The following is an 18,649-nucleotide window of genomic DNA, read 5'->3' as shown; positions in this document are numbered from 1 at the left end:
ACACCTCCACCCACCCCCGTTATAACCCCCCCAGCGGCCCGGAACCCGGCGGCCCCGCCGTACCACCCCGCCCGGGGCGCAGCCCCCCGCCCCGGGCGGACGCAGGTCCTCCCCGGCCGCCGGCCGGGGACCGGTCAGCACTCGATGACGTTGACCGCGAGGCCCCCGCGCGCGGTCTCCTTGTACTTGACCTTCATGTCCGCGCCCGTCTCCTTCATGGTCTTGATGACCTTGTCGAGGGACACGTGGTGCCGGCCGTCGCCGCGCATCGCCATCCGGGCGGCCGTGATGGCCTTCACCGCGGCCATGCCGTTGCGCTCGATGCACGGGATCTGGACCAGGCCGCCGACCGGGTCGCAGGTCAGGCCCAGGTTGTGCTCCATGCCGATCTCAGCCGCGTTCTCCACCTGCTCGGGGGAGCCGCCCAGCACCTCGGCGAGGGCGCCGGCCGCCATCGAGCAGGCGGAGCCGACCTCGCCCTGGCAGCCGACCTCGGCGCCGGAGATGGAGGCGTTCTCCTTGAAGAGCATGCCGATCGCACCGGCGGCGAGCAGGAAGCGGACGACGCCCTCCTCGTCGGCCCCGGGCACGAAGTTCATGTAGTAGTGCAGGACGGCCGGGATGATGCCGGCGGCGCCGTTGGTGGGCGCGGTGACGACCCGGCCGCCCGCCGCGTTCTCCTCGTTGACGGCCATCGCGTAGAGGGTGACCCACTCCATCGCGAGCGCCTTGGGGTCGCCCTCCACCCGCAGCTGGCGGGCGGAGTTCGCGGCGCGGCGGCGGACCTTCAGGCCGCCGGGCAGTATGCCCTCGCGCGACATCCCGCGCGAGACGCACGCCTGCATGACGCCCCAGATCTCCAGCAGCCCGGTGCGGATCTCGGCCTCGCTGCGCCAGGCCTTCTCGTTCTCCAGCATCAGGGCGGCGATCGACAGGCCGGTGTCGCGGGAGAGCCGCAGCAGCTCGTCGCCGGTGCGGAAGGGGTGCCGCAGCACGGTGTCGTCGAGCTTGATCCGGTCCTCGCCGACCGCGTCCTCGTCGACGACGAACCCGCCGCCGACCGAGTAGTACGTCTTCTCCAGCAGGGGCGCGCCGTCCGCGTCGTAGGCGAAGAGCGTCATGCCGTTGGCGTGGTAGGGCAGGGAGCGGCGGCGGTGCAGGATCAGCTGGGACGAGGCGTCGAAGTCGATCTCGTGGGCGCCGAGCAGGTTGAGCCGGCCGCTGGTGCGGATCCGCTCCACCTCGGCGTCGGCGCTCTCGACGTCGACCGTGCGCGGGGAGTGGCCCTCCAGGCCGAGCAGGACCGCCTTGGGGGTGCCGTGGCCGTGGCCGGTGGCGCCCAGTGAGCCGAAGAGCTCGGCGCGGACGCTGACGGTGTGGGCGAGCAGCCCCTCGTTCTTGAGCCGGTGGGCGAAGATCCCGGCGGCCCGCATGGGGCCGACCGTGTGCGAGCTGGACGGGCCGATGCCGATCGAGAACAGGTCGAAGACCGAGATGGCCACGGGAAGACTCCTAGGTCGAGCAGACGCCGTTGTCTGCCGGGTGGTGCGCGGGACGGATGGGGCGGGGGGCATGGTGCGGGGCACCGGCTCACCTTCCAGTGTGCGCGGTGCCCCGACCTGACGCGTACGACGGACCGGTTACAGTCCGGGGTACAGCGGGTGCTTCGCCGCCAGAGCGGAGACGCGGGCGGACAGGCCCTTGGCCGTGTCCGCGTCGAAGTCCGGCTTCAGCGCCTCGGCGATGATGTCGGCGACCTCGGTGAAGTCCTCGGTGCCGAAGCCGCGGGTGGCCAGCGCCGGGGTGCCGATCCGCAGGCCCGAGGTGACCATCGGGGGCCGCGGGTCGTTCGGGATGGCGTTGCGGTTGACCGTGATGCCGACCTGGTGGAGCCGGTCCTCGGCCTGCTGGCCGTCGAGCTCGCTGCTGCGCAGGTCGACCAGGACCAGGTGCACGTCGGTGCCGCCGGACAGCACCGAGACGCCGACCTCGGTCAGGTCGGGTCGCACGAGCCGCTCGGCGAGGATCTTCGCGCCTTCGAGGGTACGGACCTGGCGGTCCTTGAACTCGTCGGTGGCCGCGGCCTTGAAGGCCACCGCCTTGGCCGCGATCACGTGCTCCAGCGGGCCGCCCTGCTGGCCGGGGAAGACCGCGGAGTTGATCTTCTTGGCGTACTCGGCCTTGGAGAGGATCACGCCACCGCGCGGGCCGCCCAGGGTCTTGTGGGTCGTGGTGGTGACCACGTCCGCGTACGGCACGGGGGAGGGGTGCAGCCCGGCCGCGACCAGGCCCGCGAAGTGCGCCATGTCGACCATCAGGAGGGCGCCGACCTCGTCCGCGATGCGGCGGAACTCGGCGAAGTCGAGCTGGCGGGGGTAGGCCGACCAGCCCGCGATGATCAGCTGCGGGCGGTGCTCCTTGGCGAGGCGCTCGACCTCCTCCATGTCGACGAGGCTGGTCTTCTCGTCGACGTGGTAGGCGGCCACCTTGTAGAGCTTGCCGGAGAAGTTGATCTTCATGCCGTGGGTGAGGTGCCCACCGTGCGCCAGGTCCAGGCCGAGGATGGTGTCGCCCGGCTTGATCAGGGCGAACATCGCGGCGGCGTTGGCCTGGGCGCCCGAGTGCGGCTGCACGTTCGCGGCCTCGGCGCCGAACAGCGCCTTGATCCGCTCGATGGCGAGCGTCTCGATGACGTCGACGTGCTCGCAGCCGCCGTAGTAGCGGCGGCCGGGGTACCCCTCGGCGTACTTGTTGGTCAGGACCGAGCCCTGGGCCTCCAGGACGGCGACCGGCGCGAAGTTCTCCGACGCGATCATCTCGAGGGTGGACTGCTGGCGGTGCAGCTCGGCGTCGACGGCGGCGGCGACGTCCGGGTCGAACTCATGAAGGGAGCTGTTCAGGAGCGACATGGGATCTTCCTGGTCGAGGTCGGGATCACGGAGCGGGGTCCGGGAGGGCTCAGCTGCCGGAGAAGGCGGAGTACTCCTCGGCGGAGAGCAGGTCCGAGGGCTCCTCCGACGTCCTCACCTTGAACAGCCAGCCGCCCTCGAAGGGGGCCGAGTTCACGAGGGAGGGGTCGTCGACGACGTCCTGGTTGATCTCCGTGACCTCACCGGTGACGGGGGAGTACAGGTCGCTGACCGACTTGGTCGACTCCAGCTCACCGCAGGTCTCGCCGGCGGTGACGGCGGCTCCGACCTCGGGGAGCTGGACGAAGACGACGTCGCCGAGCGCGTCGGCGGCGTGCGAGGTGATGCCCACGGTGGACACTCCTGCCTCAGAGGCGGAGAGCCACTCGTGCTCCTTGCTGTAGCGCAGCTGCTGGGGGTTGCTCATAACCAAATTCTCCCGGATGTGAAGGTGTGCTCGCGCAGGGGGTGGGCGGGGTCGGTCAGCGCCGGCGCTTGTAGAAGGGCAGCGCAACCACCTTGTGCGGCTCTTGAGCGCCGCGGATGTCGACGGCCACGCCCTGCGTGCCGGGCGCGGCGTACTCCGCGTCGACGTAGGCGATGGCGATCGGCTGTCCGAGGGTCGGGGAGGGCGCACCGGAGGTGACCTCGCCGATCACGGTGCCGCCGGCGGCGGTCACGGGGTACCCGGCGCGCGGCACGCGGCGGCCCTCGGCGACCAGCCCGACGAGCTTGCGCGGCGGCTGCGCCCCGGCCCGCTCGGCGGCGGCGGTGAGCGCCGCCCGGCCGACGAAGTCGCCCGGCTTGTCGAACTTCACGACGCGGCCGAGACCGGCGTCGAACGGGGTGGTGGCGGTGGTCAGCTCGTGCCCGTAGAGCGGCATGCCGGCCTCCAGGCGCAGCGTGTCGCGGCAGGACAGGCCGCACGGGATGAGGCCGACGCCGGCGCCCGCCTCGGTGATCGCCTTCCACAGCTCCTCGGCGTGCCCGGGGGCCACGAAGAGCTCGAAGCCGTCCTCGCCGGTGTAGCCGGTGCGGGCGATCAGGGCGGGGACGCCCGCGACGGTGCCGGGCAGGCCCGCGTAGTACTTCAGCCCGTCCAGGTCGGCGTCGGTCAGGCCCTTCATGATGCCGGGGGACTCGGGGCCCTGGACGGCGATCAGCGCGTACGCGTCGCGGTCGTCGCGGACCACGGCGTCGAAGGCCGCGGCGCGCTCGGTGACGGCGTCCAGCACGACCTGGGCGTTGCCGGCGTTGGCGACGACCATGAACTCCTCGTCGCCCAGCCGGTAGACGATCAGGTCGTCCACGATGCCGCCGTCCTCGGCGCAGATCATCGTGTAGCGGGCCCGGCCGACGGCCAGCGCGGAGATGTGGCCGACGAGCGCGAAGTCCAGCGCCTCGCCCGCCTGCGGTCCCGTGAGGGTGATCTCGCCCATGTGCGAGAGGTCGAACAGACCGGCGCGGGTGCGGACGGCGGTGTGCTCGTCGCGCTCGCTGGCGTACCGCAGCGGCATGTCCCAGCCCGCGAAGTCGGTCATCGTCGCGCCCAGCGCGCGGTGCAGGGTGTCGAGCGCGGTACGGCGCGGGGCGTCGTGGGGCGGCTGGCTCATCAGGCGGGCTCCCGGTGCAGGCGTGGTGAGGCTCTCATGGCAAGGACAAATGACGGTGAAACCCCGAAGGAAGGGGCCTCCCCATCTGTCATCGGAACCTGAGAGGTTCACCGCGGCCCTGGGGCCCCGGCTTGCACCTTGGGTGGGACGGGTCGTGAACGGACCTGTCCGCTTTTCAGATGTGCCTCGCCCGCGCGGTGACTGTGCCTGAGAGATTCAAGGGAGGACTTGCTCCTTCGGCGCCCTGCTCATGATGGCAGGGACTCTCCCGCGCGGCCTCGAACGGCCAGTATGCAAGTTGTGGCGCTCATCATTGCACGCGTCCGAAGCGACCGGGCCTCTGGGGAATCCCTTTATGAGCCATTACCCTCTCTTTACCGCCAGTGGCCGGGCTCCACCGGGCCCGGGCGGGGCGGAACAGGGGGAGGCGGGGGCCGTGCAGGGGAACGGACGGGCGGCCGGGACGACGCTGCGCTATCCGGCGGGGGACGTGCTGGTCGTATCGGGGCTGCCGGGCAGCGGCAAGAGCACCCTCATGCGGCGCGCGGTCGTCGAGCGGGAGGCGACCGGGAGCGGCGGGTACGGGGCGGTCCGCCGCATCGACTCGCAGGACGTACGGCTGCGCTGGGAGGCCCTGATGCCGGCCCTGCTCCCGTACGCGGCGTACCGCCCGCTGGTGCGGCTCGACCACTACGCCCGGCTGCGCCGCGCCCTGCGCACCGGCGCCAGCCTCGTCGTGCACGACTGCGGCTCGCTGGCCTGGGTCCGGCACTGGCTGGCCCGCGACGCCCGGCGCCGCGGCCGCGGCCTGCACCTGCTCGTGCTGGACGTCCCCGAGGACGCGGCCCGCGCCGGGCAGCTCGCGCGCGGCCGGACGGTGTCCGGGTACGCGATGGCCCGGCACCGCAGGGCCGCCCGCCGGCTGGTGGCGCTGGCCGGGCCCGGCGGCCGGCCCGACGGTTGCGTCTCGGCGCTGCTGCTGGACCGGTCCGCGGCCGGCGCGGTGCGGCGGATCGTCTTCGGCGGCGCCCTGCCGGCCCCCCGGGCACCGGCGGAGCCCGTGACCGCGCAGTCCGCTGCCGCGGAGCCCGTTGCCGCGGATCGTGGCAGTCCGCGACCCGGCAGCCGCTAGGGTTTCGGCAGGGCGGAAGGCGTCGCAGGTGCCGCCCCCGGCCGCACCCGGCAGACCCTCCAGGCTCTACCCCGCGAGGCACAGCGCAGTGAACACGCAGCTACCCCCACCCCCGGCCGGCGCCTGGGGCGCCCCCGAACCGGCCGACCCCTGGCCCGCCAACGAGCTCGAGGCCGTGCTGGACGCGAGCGCCGGCGCCCCCGGGGCGAACGCCCGGTTCCTCGAGGTGCTCGGCCGCTCCCAGCTGTGGGTGCCGCTGCCCAACGGCGGCGGTCCCGACAGCCGGGACCTGGACCTGCCGTCCTTCGAGATCGACGGCACCCTGTACATACCGGTGTTCACCTCCGAGCAGCAGTTCCTGCGGGCCGCCCAGGGGATGGCCTGCACCGTCGCACCGGCCCGGGAGTTCGCCCGGGGACTGCCCCCGGAGGTCGGCATCGCCCTCAATCCCGGCGGCACGGCCGGCGTCCCGCTGCCGCCCCCCGTCGTCCAGGACCTCTGCCGGTCCGACCGCGACCCGCGCACGCCGACCGGCGGCCGGGTCCGGCTGTGGGAGCCGGAGCCGGACGACGAGCCGGTGGACTTCCTCGCCGCCGCCGCGGGCGAGTTCGCCGTCACCCCGGTCGTGCTCTCCGCCCGGCGCGCGGTGGCCAGCGTCGAGGGCGCGGCGCCGCAGCTGTTCGTCGGCGTCGAGCTCGACCGCTGGCAGGAGGAGGACCGGGCCGCCGCGATGGCCGCGCTCGGCCGCGCGCTGGGCGCCGTACCGCTGCCGCTGCCGGTGCAGCTGGTCCTGCTGGACATCGCGCAGGACCCCGTCGGCGACTGGATGCTGGAGCGGGTGCGGCCCTTCTTCGGACGGGACTGAGGCCGTGCGCTGTCTGCGGGGGCGTACAACCTGGTTTGATGGCGGGCGGTGCACAGGTGTGCGCCGCACCCGGTGACACCGGTGGCGGAGAGAAGGGGCGGACCCACGTGATCGCGGGCGCGCAAGGCGGTGCGGCGGCAGCCGGCCACGTCGAGCAGATGCTTCGGCAGGTGGCGCCCGGACGATTCGACGCCTACGAGGACCTGCTGGCGTCGCTGGCCGGCGGCCAGGTCTGGATGCTGCTGTGGCACGGCTCACCCGGCTCGCCCGACGCCCAGTACGGGAACATGGAGATCGACGGCTACGGCTACGCGCCGGCCGTCACCTCCGCCCAGGAGCTCGCCGCCAGTGGCTGGAACCGGGCCCACGAGGTCGTGCAGGGCCGCGACATCGCCACCGCGCTCTTCCCCGAGCGCTGGGGGCTGTGGCTGAATCCGCACGCCCCCGGGGGCGGCGTCGGCATCCCCTGGCTCGACCTGCGCCGCATCGCCACCGGCCTCGACCGGCTGCCCGCCGGGCCGCTGCAGATCGGTGAGCCGGCCCTGCAGATCCCGCAGTTCTACGCCCTGCTCTCGCAGCACGCCCACCGGACGCCGGCCGTACGGTCGCTGCGCCGCGCCTGGGTGCAGCCGGCCCTGGGCGAGCCGTATCTCGCGATCGGCCTGGACATGTACGACTCCTCGCCGCAGGCGGTGGAATCGGTACGCCTGATGATGCAGCAGTCGATCAGCGGAGTGCCGGAGGGACTGGCCGTCTCCACGGTCGCCATGGCGGACGAGTACGACCCCGTCGCCATGTGGATGCGGGTCAACGGCCAGCCCTTCTTCGACCGGGAGGCGCACGCCGCCTCGGGCCCGGCCCCCGCGGCCGGCTGGGGCTGGCCCCAGCAGGGCTGGCCGCAGGGCCAGGCGCCGCGGTAGCCGCCTCCCCGGGCCGGTCCCTTTGAAGGTTCCCGGGCCGGTCTAGGCGCCGGTCAGGGCCGCGCCGAGCAGGCCCAGCGGCGGGCTGCCGAGGTCCAGCAGCGCGCCGTGGAAGCGCTCCAGCGAGAAGCCGGAGCCCCAGTCGCGGCGGGCCTTCTCGCGCAGCCGCATGATCTCCAGCTTGCCCCAGGTGTACCGCCCGTAGGCGGCGTCGAAGGTGCCCCGGCGGGCCTCGGCCGCCGCGCCCGCGCGCGCCAGGTGGGCGTCACGCATGAACAGCCCGGTGGCCTCGTCGACCGTCAGGGCGCCGGTGTGCAGCCCGATGGCGCAGGAGAGCCGGGTGACGCGCACCAGCGCCTCCAGGGCCACTCCGATGGCGAACCGCGGGTCGCGGGCCCGGAAGCCCTCCTCGAGGCAGACCTCCTCGACGTAGTGCGCCCATCCCTCGCAGAACGACAGCGAGTGCAGCACCCGCCGGACGGGCGTGGGCGCGCGGCGCAGCGAGCGCCCGTGCGCGAAGTGGCCGGGGGCGACCTCGTGCACGGTGATCGAGGGGAGGCTGGTGCGGCTGAAAACCGTCAGCCACTCCTCGCGCTCGGCTTCCGGCCAGTCGGGCTCCGGCGGGGTCACGTGGTACCAGGAGGCGGCGTCGGGTTCCGCGGGCGCCGCCCAGGACATCATGGCCATCGCCCAGCGGCGGGAGGCCGGCGCCGGGCCGACCAGGCAGTCGCCGTCCAGGTGCGGCACCAGCCGCTTGGCCCGGGTGAACTCGATGACCTCCTCGGTCAGCCGGGCGGCCTCCGGGATGACGCCCTCGGCCGGGGGGTGGTCGGCGAGCAGCTCCGGGATCAGTTCGTCGACGCCGCGGGCCGGGTCGAGGGCGCGGCAGGACTCCACCAGCAGCTCCGTCAGCCGGTCCCGCTCGCGGGCCGCCTCGTCCGCCAGCGCCATCAGGTCGACCGGCAGGCCCTCCTGGCTGCCCATCAGGGCGGCCAGTGCCGCGCCGCCGAGCCGCGGGTCCGGGTCGCCGGTCCTGGCGGCGCGCACCACGTGCGCCACCAGCCGCTCGTGCGCGGGCAGCGCGGCGGCGGCCTCGGGGCTCTGGTCCGGGTGGAGTCCCTCCGCCAGGCCGCGTACGGCGCCCAGGAGCGCGGTGGCGACCGGCGCGCTGACCCGGTCGAGCGAGGTGATGGCGGCGTCCACCGCCTCCGGCCACTGCGCCAGGTGCTTGAGCCGGGCGGCGGCCCGTTCCTGCGGGGGCGCGTACTCCCGGTCGTAGGAGGCCAGTTCGAGGTTGGACAGGTGGGGATACGGGTCGCGGCGGTGCAGTTCCAGCTCGCCGTACTGGATGCGCAGCGACTCCTCGAAGACGGACAGGTGCGCGTCGTCGTGGCGTTCGCGCGCGCCGTCCGGCTCCGGGCGCCCGCGCCGCGCGTGCGCGAGGGCGGCCAGTCCGCGCCGGACGCCGGAGGGCGACAGGTCCTGCACCCGCCCGTCGTACTCGTGCAAACCAGCCATTTCCCGGACCGTGGGGATCATCAGGTCGCAGACCGCGTGCAGCCGATCATTCATGAGCCGACGTTACATCCGACCCCAGCCCATAACGGACGGTGATTCACCAGATCACAGTTGCGCATCCATTCGTTGTGAAGTCTGGCGGGTGATCGCGGACTGGATGAAGACTCTCGCCGCAAGGGGCTCGCGGCCCCGGCGAACACCTGCTCCGCCTGCACCAACAGAACCGCCTGCACCGCCTGGTTTCCCTGCAATTGAGCAAGGCACAGCACAGCAGCACGACTGATGAGTGAAGAGCAAAGCCGCTACAGCGGCGGGCGCGCGCCGGTTATCCGCCGGCGAGAGGGGTCAGTTTCACCATGACCGCACCGATTCACGACACGGCCGAGGCGTCCATCGCCGACGTCACCGCCGACGTCCCTGTGGCGGCCATCGAAGGCAGATCCCCCGGTCGCATCGCCTGGATTCGTTTCAAGCGCGACAAGATCGCGCTGGCCGGCGGATTGATCGTCGTATTCCTGGTCCTGGTCGCGGTTTTCGCCCCGCTGATCGTCAGTGCGCTGGGCCACCCCCCGAACGACTTCCACGAGGACAAGATCGACCCGCTCTTCGGCACGCCGACGGGTAAATGGGGCGGTATCAGCTCCGACTTCCTGCTCGGGGTCGAGCCGGTCAACGGCCGGGACGTCTTCAGCCGGATCGTCTACGGCGCCCGGGTCTCGCTGCTCGTCGCCTTCCTGGCCGCCATGGTCGCCGTGCTGCTCGGCTCGGTCTTCGGCGTCATCGCCGGGTACTTCGGCGGCTGGATCGACGCCTGCATCAGCCGGGTGATGGACCTGCTGCTCGCCTTCCCGCAGCTGCTCTTCATCATCGCGCTGACCCAGGTGGTGCCCAACGAGCTGTGGGGGTTCACCGGTTCCGGGGTGCGGATGGCCGTGCTGGTGGTGGTGATCGGGTTCTTCGGCTGGCCCTACATCGGACGCATCGTCAGGGGCCAGACACTGTCGCTGCGCGAGCGCGAGTACATCGAGGCGGCGCGCAGTCTGGGCGCGGGCCGGACCTACATCCTGTTCAAGGAACTGCTGCCCAACCTGGTGGCCCCGATCACCGTCTACACGACGCTGATGATCCCCACCAACATCCTGACCGAGGCCGCCCTGAGCTATCTGGGCGCGGGTGTGAAGCCTCCCACGCCGTCCTGGGGAGCCATGCTCTCGAAGGCCGTGACCACCTACCAGGACGACCCGGTGTTCATGCTCGCCCCCGGCCTGGCGATCTTCATCACCGTGCTGGCCTTCAACCTCTTCGGGGACGGCGTGCGCGACGCGCTGGACCCCAAGGGGAACCGCTAGCGCCACCAGTCCCGAACCCCGCCCCCGCCGCACGGGCGGAGCCACCTTTCCCCTGGCCCGTCGGCCGCCATGGCACGGACCGCGATTCACGGAGGTTGCAGAACAGTGACATCCCTACGTTCATCGAGACGCAGGCTGGCCGCAGGCACGGCCCTCGTGGTCGCGACCCTGCTGGCCTCCGCGGCGTGCAGCAGCAGTGACAAGAAGACCGACGACAACGGCGGCGGGCCCGCCAAGGCCGCCGGCTTCAACGCCGCGACCACGGGGGTCGCGCAGGCGTCGGACAAGACCGGCGGCACGCTGAAGTTCATCGGAACGCAGGATGCCGACTCCTGGGACCCCCAGCGCGGTTACTACGGGTTCATGTGGGACTTCGCCCGCTACTACACCCGCACGCTCATCACGGCCGCGCCCAAGCAGGGCAGCGCCAGCACCGAGCTGGTCCCGGACCTGGCCACCGCCAAGGGCGAGGTCTCCGACGGCGGCAAGCAGTACAAGTACACGCTGAAGGACGGGATCACCTGGGAGGACGGCACTCCCATCACGTCCAAGGACATCAAGTACGGCATCGAGCGGATCTGGGCCCAGGACGTCATCTCCGGCGGCCCGATCTACATCCAGCAGGTGCTCGACCCGAACAAGGAGTACAAGGGTCCGTACAAGGACACCGACCCGGCGAAGCTGGGCCTGAAGGCCATCGAGACGCCGGACGACAAGACCATCATCTTCAAGCTGCCCAAGCCGAACGGCGACTTCGAGCAGATGCTCGCGATCCCGTCCGGTGCGCCGGTGAAGGCGGCCCAGGACACCAAGGCGAAGTATGGCCTGAAACCGTTCTCCTCGGGCCCGTACAAGTTCCAGTCGTACACCCCGAACAAATCCCTGATCCTGATCCGCAACGACAAGTGGAAGAAGGAGTCGGACACGGTCCGCAAGGCGCTGCCGGACCGTATCGAGGTCACCCTGACCACCAATTCGGACGATATGGACAAGCGTCTGATCAAGGGCGACTACGACCTCGACATCAATGCGACCGGTATCGGCCAGGCCTCGCTGAGCGACGCGCTGCGGAACCACAAGAACAATCTCGACAACGCGCAGACCGGCTTCATCCGGTATGCCGTGTTCCCGGAGAAGGTCGCCCCGGTGGACAACATCCACTGCCGTAAGGCGATCATCTACGCGGCGGACAAGAAGTCGCTGCAGACCGCACGCGGCGGCCCGCAGGCCGGCGGCGATATCGCCCCGAACATGCTGCCGCTGGGGATCAAGGGATCGGACGCGAAGTACGACCCGTACGGCGCGCTCCAGAACAACGGGGCGCCCGATCTGGCGAAGGCCAGAGAAGAACTGAAGCTTTGCGGAAAGCCTGACGGATTCTCGACCACGATCGCGGTCCGCAACAACAAGCCCAAGGAGGTCGCCACCGCGGAGGCGCTCCAGGAGGCGCTGTCCAAGGTGGGGATCAAGACCCAGCTGGACCAGTTCGACGGAGCGCAGACCTCCGGCATCATCGGCGCACCGAAGATCGTCAAGGCCAAGAACTACGGCATCATCATCATGGGCTGGGGCGCGGACTTCCCCACCGGCCAGGGCTTCTCGCAGCCGCTGGTCGACGGCCGCTTCATCCTGCAGAGCGGTAACAACAACTTCTCCGAGATCAACGACCCGGCGATCAACGGGCTGTTCGACCAGGCCATCGCCGAGACGGATCCCGCCAAGGCCGGCGACATCTACAAGCAGATCAACCAGAAGGTCTCCGAGGCCGCCATCTACCTGCCCTTCGTGTACGACAAGACCGTCACGTGGCGCAGCACCCGGCTGACCAACGTCTACACGGCCGACGCGTACAACGGCCGCTACGACTACGCCTCGCTGGGCGTCCAGTAAATCCCGTCACGTACCGGTGCCACACCCGCTAGGCACGAAGGGCAGGTGATGGTCGCGTGTGGCGGCCCGGGGACAATCTCCCCGGGCCGCCGCCGGGCCGAGCGCAGTGCTTGCATACCTCATTCGGCGGCTGTTCGCCGTCATCCTCATGTTGCTGGTCATCGCCCTGGTGACCTTCGGGATCTTCTTCCTGATCCCCAAGCTGACCGGCAGCGACCCTGCCCTCTACTTCGTCGGCAAGCAGACGGACCCGGCCTCCATCGAGGGCATCCGCAAGAAGATGGGTCTGGACGATCCGGTCCTCATCCAGTACGTCAAGTTCGTGTGGGGCCTGGTGGCGGGGCGTGACTACTCCAACGGCACCGACATCACGCACTGCGCGGCGCCGTGCTTCGGCTACTCGTTCAAGACCGAGCAGGAGGTCTGGCCGCTGCTGATGGACTGGCTGCCGGTCACCCTCTCGCTGGCGGCCGGCGCGGTGGTCCTCTGGGTCATCGGCGGCGTCGCCACCGGCGTGCTCTCCGCCCTCAAGCGCGGTTCCGTCTGGGACCGTTCGGCGATGAGCGTCGCGCTGGCCGGCGTCTCGCTGCCGGTCTACTTCACCGGTCTGCTGTCGCTCGCGATCTTCGTCTACGGGCTGGACTGGCTCAACGGCGAGTACGTCGACTTCGGCACGGATCCCAGCGCGTGGTTCGGCGGCATGATCCTGCCGTGGATCACCCTCGCCTTCCTCTTCGCGGCGATGTACGCGCGGCTGACGCGCGCCACGATGCTGGAGGTCCTGGGCGAGGACTACATCCGCACGGCCCGCGCCAAGGGGCTGCGCGAACCCGTGGTCATCGGCAAGCACGCCATGCGGTCGACGATGACGCCGATCCTGACCATCCTGGGCATGGACCTCGGCGCCCTGGTCGGCGGGGCGGTGCTCACCGAGTCCACGTTCAACCTGCACGGACTCGGCTACAACGCGGTGAAGGCCATCAGCGACCGCGACCTGCCGGTGATCCTCGGCGTGACGCTGCTGGCCGCCTTCTTCGTGGTCCTCGCCAACCTCATCGTGGATGTGCTCTACGCCGTGATCGACCCCCGGGTGAGGCTCTCATGACGGACATTCCCCTCCAGAAAGGCGACACGGCCGGGGAGGTCGGCACCCATGTTCCGGTGCTGTCCGGTCCGTCGACGGCGTTCCTGGACGTGCGGGACCTGAAGGTGCACTTCCCGACCGACGACGGCCTGGTGCGGTCGGTCGACGGGCTCTCCTTCCAGCTGGAGAAGGGCCGGACCCTCGGCATCGTCGGCGAGTCCGGCTCCGGGAAGTCCGTCACGTCGCTGGCCGTGCTGGGCCTGCACCGCGTCGGCCAGTACGGGCGCAACAAGGCCCGGGTCTCGGGGGAGATCTGGCTCGACGGCAAGGAGCTGATCTCCGCCGCCCCGGACGAGGTGCGGCGGCTGCGCGGCCGCGACATGTCGATGATCTTCCAGGACCCGCTCTCCGCGCTGCACCCGTACTTCAGCATCGGGGCGCAGCTCTCGGAGGCGTACCGGATCCACCACGACGTGTCGAAGCAGGTCGCCAGGGCACGGGCGATCGAGATGCTCGACCGGGTGGGGATCCCGCAGCCGGACAAGCGGATCTCCGACCACCCGCACCAGTTCTCCGGCGGCATGCGGCAGCGCGTCATGATCGCGATGTCGCTGATCAACAACCCGGAGCTGCTGATCGCGGACGAGCCGACGACCGCCCTGGACGTCACCGTGCAGGCGCAGATCCTCGACCTGATCCGGGACCTGCAGAAGGAGTTCGGCTCGGCGGTGGTCATCATCACCCACGACCTGGGCGTGGTCGCCGAGCTGGCCGACGAGATCCTGGTGATGTACGGCGGCCGGTGCGTCGAGCGGGGCACCGCCGAGAAGATCTTCACCGAGGCCCGGCACCCCTACACCTGGGGTCTGCTGGGCTCGATGCCGCGGCTGGACCGGGAGCGCACCGAGCGGCTCAACCCGATCAAGGGCTCGCCCCCCAGCCTGATCAACCTCCCCTCGGGCTGCGCCTTCCACCCGCGCTGCCCGTACGCGCCGCTGACCGGCGGCTCCAGCGAAGCGCTCGTCCCGGAACTGCGGGAGACGGCGCCCGGCCACTACGCCGCCTGCCACCTCGGAGTGCAGGAGCGCGAACGCATCTGGACCGAAGAGATTGCGCCGAAGCTGTGAAGGGCGAGGTTGTGCCGGACGACGACAAGCAGATTCCGCGGCAGGCGCGCCCCGGCGGCGAGCCGCTGCTCAAGGTGACCGGCCTGGTGAAGCACTTCCCGATCACCGCGGGCGTGCTGCGCCGGCAGGTAGGCGCGGTCCAGGCGGTGGACGGGATCGACTTCTCGGTGCTGCCGGGGGAGACGCTCGGCGTGGTCGGCGAGTCGGGCTGCGGCAAGTCCACCATGGGGCGGCTGGTCACCCGGCTGCTGGAGCCGACCGGCGGGAAGATCGAGTTCCAGGGCCGGGACATCACGCACCTCGGCACGGCGGGCATGCGGCCGATGCGCCGCGACATCCAGATGATCTTCCAGGACCCGTACTCCTCCCTGAACCCGCGGCACACGGTCGGCACGATCGTCGGCGCCCCCTTCCGGCTGCAGGGGGTCAAGCCCGCGCACGGGGTGAAGAAGGAGGTGCAGGGCCTGCTGGAACTGGTCGGGCTCAATCCCGAGCACTACAACCGCTATCCGCACGAGTTCTCCGGCGGCCAGCGGCAGCGCATCGGGATCGCGCGGGCGCTCGCGCTCAAGCCGAAGCTGGTCGTGGCGGACGAGCCGGTCTCGGCGCTGGACGTCTCCATCCAGGCCCAGGTGGTGAACCTGCTGGACGACCTGCAGAGCGAGCTGGGGCTGACGTACGTGATCATCGCGCACGACCTGTCGGTCATCCGGCACGTCTCGGACCGGATCGCGGTGATGTACCTCGGCAAGGTCGTCGAGGTCGCCGACCGCGAGGCGCTCTACACGCGGCCGATGCACCCGTACACCACCGCGCTGCTGTCCGCGGTGCCGGTGCCGGACCCCAAACGCCGCACCGCGCGGCAGCGGATCCTGCTCACCGGTGACGTGCCCTCGCCCATCAACCCGCCCTCCGGCTGCCGGTTCCACACCCGGTGCTGGAAGGCGACCGAGGTGTGCTCCGTGCAGGAGCCGCCGCTGGTCGCGCTGGAGACGGGACACCAGGTGGCGTGCCACCACCCGGAGAACGCCCCGGAGGGCGCCGCGGGGGACGTGCGGGAGGGCCCGTCGGGGAACGCCCCGGCGGACGGTCCTGGGAAGGACCCGGACGGCGGTAACCAGCCAAGTGCCGTTTAGTGCATGACGACTTAGCGAAAAGTCATGGTCATGACGAGGGGGGAGGGTGCAGAGTCGGCGCGTCACTGTTCGCGCTCGAAGGGCAGACCCCCATGGCACCCTCCCGTCCGGCCCGACTCCTCGGCTCCGCCCTCGCTGTCATCAGCGTGTCGGCGTGCCTGATCTCCGGCGCCCCACCGTCGGCCGCCGCCTCGCACCACCCCGCGCCCGGCGCCCCGGGCATCGGGGACCCGTACTTCCCGGAACTCGGCAACGGCGGCTACGACGTCGAGCACTACGGGCTCGACGTCTCCTACGACCCGGCCAGTGACCGGCTCGACGGCCGGGCCGCCGTCACCGCCCGCGCCACCCAGAACCTCTCCGCCTTCGACCTCGACCTGCAGCAGCTCGCCGTCACCGCGGTCAGCGTGGACGGCAGGCCTGCACGGTTCACCCGCAACGGCGACGAGATCGTCATCACCCCGCGCCAGGCGCTGCGCAAGGGGCAGCGGTTCACCACCACCGTCGTCTACGGCGGCGTGCCGGAGCCGCTCAGCGGCCCCATCGTCTTCGGCTCGAAGTACGGCTGGATGAAGACCACCGACGGCGTCTTCGTCGCCTGCGAGCCGAACGCCGCCTCCACCTGGTTCCCCGGCAGCGACCACCCGTCCGACAAGGCCACGTTCGACATCCGCATCAGCGCCCCCAAGGGCCTCAAGGGCGTCTCCAACGGCGTGCTGACCTCCCAGTTCGACAAGGGCTCGCGCACCGTCTCCACCTGGCGCGAGTCCCGTCCGATGGCCACCTACCTGGCGACGGCCACCATCGGGAAGTTCGACGTGCGGACCGGGACCACGCCCGGCGGCATACCGATCTACGTCGCCACCGACCCGGTCCTCGCCAATGGTCCGGTGGACGTCTACGCGGTCACCGCGGAGGCCACCGACTACTGGTCCCAGGTCTTCGGCCGCTACCCCTTCGAGGAGACCGGCGCGATCGTCGACGACATGCCGGAGGCCGGGTTCTCGCTGGAGGTGCAGTCCAAGCCCGCGTACTCCGCCGTCCGCAGCGAGTCCACGATCGTGCACGAACTGGCCCACCAGTGGTTCGGCGACTCGGTCAGCGTCGAGCAGTGGAAGGACATCTGGCTCAACGAGGGCTTCGCCACCTACGCCCAGTGGCTGTGGGGGGAGCACCGGGGAACCCGCTCCGCCCACGACGCCTTCCTCGCCGCGTACAACGGGCGCCCCGCCACGGACGCCTTCTGGCAGATCGACGTCGCCGACCCGCAGCGCGACACGATGTTCTCCGGGGCCGTCTACTCCCGCGGCGCCATGACGCTCCAGGTGCTGCGCGAGAGGATCGGCGACGCCGCCTTCTTCAAGCTGCTCAAGACCTGGACGGCCCAGCACCGCTACGGCAACGCGCGCACGTCCCAGTTCACCGCCCTCGCCGAGAAGGTGTCGGGACAGCAGCTGGACGACCTCTTCGGCACCTGGCTCTCCTCGAAGGAGAAGCCGGTCCTGCCGTAGGGGACCATATGGTGTGATCTCGGATCTCTTCTCCCCCTCCGTCCAGCACACGCTCGACATCGTCGGCATCTTCGTCTTCGCGATCTCGGGCGCGCTGGCCGCCGTCCGCAAGAACTACGACGTGTTCGGCATGGCCGTGCTCGCCGAGGTGACCGCGCTGGGCGGAGGGATCCTCCGCGACCTGATGATCGGCGCCGTGCCCCCCGCCGCGTTCAGCGACCTCGGCTACTTCAGCACCCCGCTCTTCGCCACGGTGCTGGTGTTCTTCCTGCACCCCGAGGTCGAGCGGATCAACACCACCGTCAACGTCTTCGACGCCGCCGGGCTCGGCCTGTTCTGCGTCGCCGGCACCGTCAAGGCGCACGACTACGGCCTCGGCCTGGTCCCGTCCGCCGCCCTGGGCCTCGCCACGGCGGCGGGCGGCGGTGTGCTGCGCGACCTCCTCGCCAACGAGGTGCCGTCCCTGCTGCGCTGGGACCGCGACCTGTACGCGGTGCCGGCCATGGTCGGCGCGGCCATGGCGGCCCTGCTCATCAAGTTCGACGCGCTCAACGCCGTCACCGCCGCCACCGCCGTCGTCAGCGCCTTCGTGCTGCGGCTGTGCGCCATGTACTTCGGCTGGCGCGCGCCCCGCGCCTGGCACCGCAGGAGCAGGGCGACGAGCGAGGAGGCGCACGAGGCGGCGTAGGGCTGGTGTCCGACACGGCCGGGGCGCGCGGCTACCGTCCCAGGGCCGCGCCGCCGTTGATGTGCAGGATCTGGCCCGTGACGTACGCGGCCTCGGGGGAGGCGAGGTACCGGATGGCCGCCGCGATCTCGCTCGGGGCGCCGGGCTTGCCCGTCAGGGACTGGGCGACCCGCGCCGCGACGAAGTCGGGCGTCGCCCGGTCGCCGAAGAACTCGGTGTCGCCGACGAAGCCCGGCGCCACGGCGTTGGCCGTCACCCCGTCGGTGCCCAGCCGCTGGGCCAGCTCGAAGGTGTAGGCGTGCAGGGCCGCCTTGGAGCCGCCGTAGGAGCCGGGGCCGCGCAGCGCGGCGATCGAGGACAGGTGCACGACGCGCCCGCCGGGCCGCCGCAGCTGCGGCAGCAGCGCCTCCGTCAGCAGGACCGCGGTCAGCACGTTGGCCTCGAAGTTCCTGCGGTAGCCGGCCGCGATCCCCTCCAGCGTCCCGTCCGAGGACGCGGCGACGTTGCCGCCCGCGTTGGTGACGATCACGTCGACCGGGTCGTCGCCCTCGACGAACCGTGCCGCGTCCCGGACCTCGGCCGGGTCGCTCAGATCGGCGGCGGTCCAGGTGACCAGCCCGTTCCCGTGCGCCGCGTTGAGCTTGCCGGCCGCCTCCCGCAGCACCTCGGCGCGCCGGCCGATGATGACCACCCGGTCGCCGTCGGCCGCGAACGCCTCCGCGGTCGCGAGCCCGATGCCTGTGCCCCCGCCGGACACCACTACCCGTCGTCCCACTGTGCACCTCGTCATGTATATGAACCGGAGTCATGTATCTGATGGGAAACTAGGGAGCGGGCCGGTCCGTGTCAAGGGTGTTGCGGTGGGGCGGAAGTAGTGGACAAGACGGCGCTACTCGTGGGTAACATG

At 71.1% G+C, this 18,649-nt stretch carries 16 protein-coding genes and 1 riboswitch; of the genes, 10 read left to right on the top strand and 6 right to left on the bottom strand.

What is annotated here, in order from left to right; all coding sequences use genetic code 11:
• Positions 1–134: 134 nt before the first annotated feature.
• The 4 genes from ABZ721_RS32725 to gcvT form a co-directional block, all read right to left on the bottom strand.
• On the bottom strand, positions 135–1,502 hold the full coding sequence (locus tag ABZ721_RS32725) for an L-serine ammonia-lyase (RefSeq protein WP_358792400.1): 1,368 nt from the start codon (positions 1,500–1,502) through the stop codon (positions 135–137).
• 138 nt (positions 1,503–1,640) lie between these two features.
• The gene (gene glyA / locus ABZ721_RS32720; RefSeq protein ID WP_358792399.1) at positions 1,641–2,909 is read right to left on the bottom strand and encodes a serine hydroxymethyltransferase; all 1,269 of its coding nucleotides are present in this window, start codon (positions 2,907–2,909) and stop codon (positions 1,641–1,643) included.
• 49 nt (positions 2,910–2,958) lie between these two features.
• Complete coding sequence (gene gcvH / locus ABZ721_RS32715; protein WP_358792398.1) at positions 2,959–3,336, bottom strand: glycine cleavage system protein GcvH; 378 nt, start codon at positions 3,334–3,336, stop codon at positions 2,959–2,961.
• 55 nt (positions 3,337–3,391) lie between these two features.
• Positions 3,392–4,522 carry a glycine cleavage system aminomethyltransferase GcvT gene (gene gcvT, locus ABZ721_RS32710; RefSeq protein ID WP_358792397.1) on the bottom strand — a complete coding sequence of 377 codons (1,131 nt, stop codon included), beginning with the start codon at positions 4,520–4,522 and terminating at the stop codon, positions 3,392–3,394.
• Between the two features lie 185 nt (positions 4,523–4,707).
• A riboswitch (glycine riboswitch) is annotated at positions 4,708–4,803 on the bottom strand.
• Between the two features lie 155 nt (positions 4,804–4,958).
• Between gcvT and ABZ721_RS32705 the strand changes: the two genes are divergently transcribed.
• The 3 genes from ABZ721_RS32705 to ABZ721_RS32695 all read left to right on the top strand — a co-directional run bounded on the left by ABZ721_RS32705 (position 4,959) and on the right by ABZ721_RS32695 (position 7,439).
• The gene (locus tag ABZ721_RS32705; protein WP_358792396.1) at positions 4,959–5,654 is read left to right on the top strand and encodes an AAA family ATPase; all 696 of its coding nucleotides are present in this window, start codon (positions 4,959–4,961) and stop codon (positions 5,652–5,654) included.
• A 175-nt stretch (positions 5,655–5,829) separates the two neighbouring features.
• Positions 5,830–6,519: an enhanced serine sensitivity protein SseB C-terminal domain-containing protein gene (locus ABZ721_RS32700; RefSeq protein ID WP_358792405.1), complete on the top strand. Its 690-nt coding sequence runs from the start codon at positions 5,830–5,832 to the stop codon at positions 6,517–6,519.
• A 158-nt stretch (positions 6,520–6,677) separates the two neighbouring features.
• Positions 6,678–7,439 (top strand): enhanced serine sensitivity protein SseB C-terminal domain-containing protein, encoded by a 762-nt coding sequence (locus tag ABZ721_RS32695; RefSeq protein ID WP_358792404.1) that lies wholly within the window; start codon positions 6,678–6,680, stop codon positions 7,437–7,439.
• Positions 7,440–7,481: 42 nt separating this feature from the next.
• Here the strand turns inward: ABZ721_RS32695 and ABZ721_RS32690 are convergent, their stop codons facing one another.
• The gene (locus ABZ721_RS32690) at positions 7,482–9,011 is read right to left on the bottom strand and encodes a DUF885 family protein (protein WP_358792395.1); all 1,530 of its coding nucleotides are present in this window, start codon (positions 9,009–9,011) and stop codon (positions 7,482–7,484) included.
• Positions 9,012–9,313: 302 nt separating this feature from the next.
• Here ABZ721_RS32690 and ABZ721_RS32685 point away from each other — a divergent pair, with 302 nt between their 5' ends.
• The 7 genes from ABZ721_RS32685 (at position 9,314) to ABZ721_RS32655 (ending at position 17,742) form a co-directional block, all read left to right on the top strand.
• Entirely contained in the window at positions 9,314–10,306 is a 993-nt protein-coding gene (locus ABZ721_RS32685; RefSeq protein ID WP_358792394.1) for an ABC transporter permease, read from the top strand.
• A 69-nt stretch (positions 10,307–10,375) separates the two neighbouring features.
• Complete coding sequence (locus tag ABZ721_RS32680; RefSeq protein WP_358792393.1) at positions 10,376–12,196, top strand: ABC transporter substrate-binding protein; 1,821 nt, start codon at positions 10,376–10,378, stop codon at positions 12,194–12,196.
• A gap of 106 nt (positions 12,197–12,302) precedes the next feature.
• Positions 12,303–13,301 carry an ABC transporter permease gene (locus ABZ721_RS32675; protein WP_358792392.1) on the top strand — a complete coding sequence of 333 codons (999 nt, stop codon included), beginning with the start codon at positions 12,303–12,305 and terminating at the stop codon, positions 13,299–13,301.
• A complete protein-coding gene (locus tag ABZ721_RS32670) occupies positions 13,298–14,407 on the top strand; it encodes an ABC transporter ATP-binding protein (protein ID WP_358792391.1) in 1,110 nt (369 codons plus the stop codon). Before ABZ721_RS32675 ends, ABZ721_RS32670 begins: the two co-directional genes overlap by 4 nt.
• Positions 14,408–14,418: 11 nt before the next feature.
• Positions 14,419–15,543: a dipeptide ABC transporter ATP-binding protein gene (locus tag ABZ721_RS32665; protein WP_358792403.1), complete on the top strand. Its 1,125-nt coding sequence runs from the start codon at positions 14,419–14,421 to the stop codon at positions 15,541–15,543.
• A 92-nt stretch (positions 15,544–15,635) separates the two neighbouring features.
• Positions 15,636–17,054: a M1 family metallopeptidase gene (locus tag ABZ721_RS32660; RefSeq protein WP_358792390.1), complete on the top strand. Its 1,419-nt coding sequence runs from the start codon at positions 15,636–15,638 to the stop codon at positions 17,052–17,054.
• A 13-nt stretch (positions 17,055–17,067) separates the two neighbouring features.
• Complete coding sequence (locus ABZ721_RS32655; RefSeq protein ID WP_358792389.1) at positions 17,068–17,742, top strand: trimeric intracellular cation channel family protein; 675 nt, start codon at positions 17,068–17,070, stop codon at positions 17,740–17,742.
• A 31-nt stretch (positions 17,743–17,773) separates the two neighbouring features.
• Here the strand turns inward: ABZ721_RS32655 and ABZ721_RS32650 are convergent, their stop codons facing one another.
• Positions 17,774–18,517 carry an SDR family oxidoreductase gene (locus tag ABZ721_RS32650; RefSeq protein ID WP_358792388.1) on the bottom strand — a complete coding sequence of 248 codons (744 nt, stop codon included), beginning with the start codon at positions 18,515–18,517 and terminating at the stop codon, positions 17,774–17,776.
• Positions 18,518–18,649: the final 132 nt, after the last annotated feature.

Source organism: Streptomyces sp. NPDC006733, from assembly GCF_040636125.1.
Taxonomy (GTDB): domain Bacteria; phylum Actinomycetota; class Actinomycetes; order Streptomycetales; family Streptomycetaceae; genus Actinacidiphila.
This window is presented reverse-complemented; position numbering and strand designations above follow the sequence as displayed.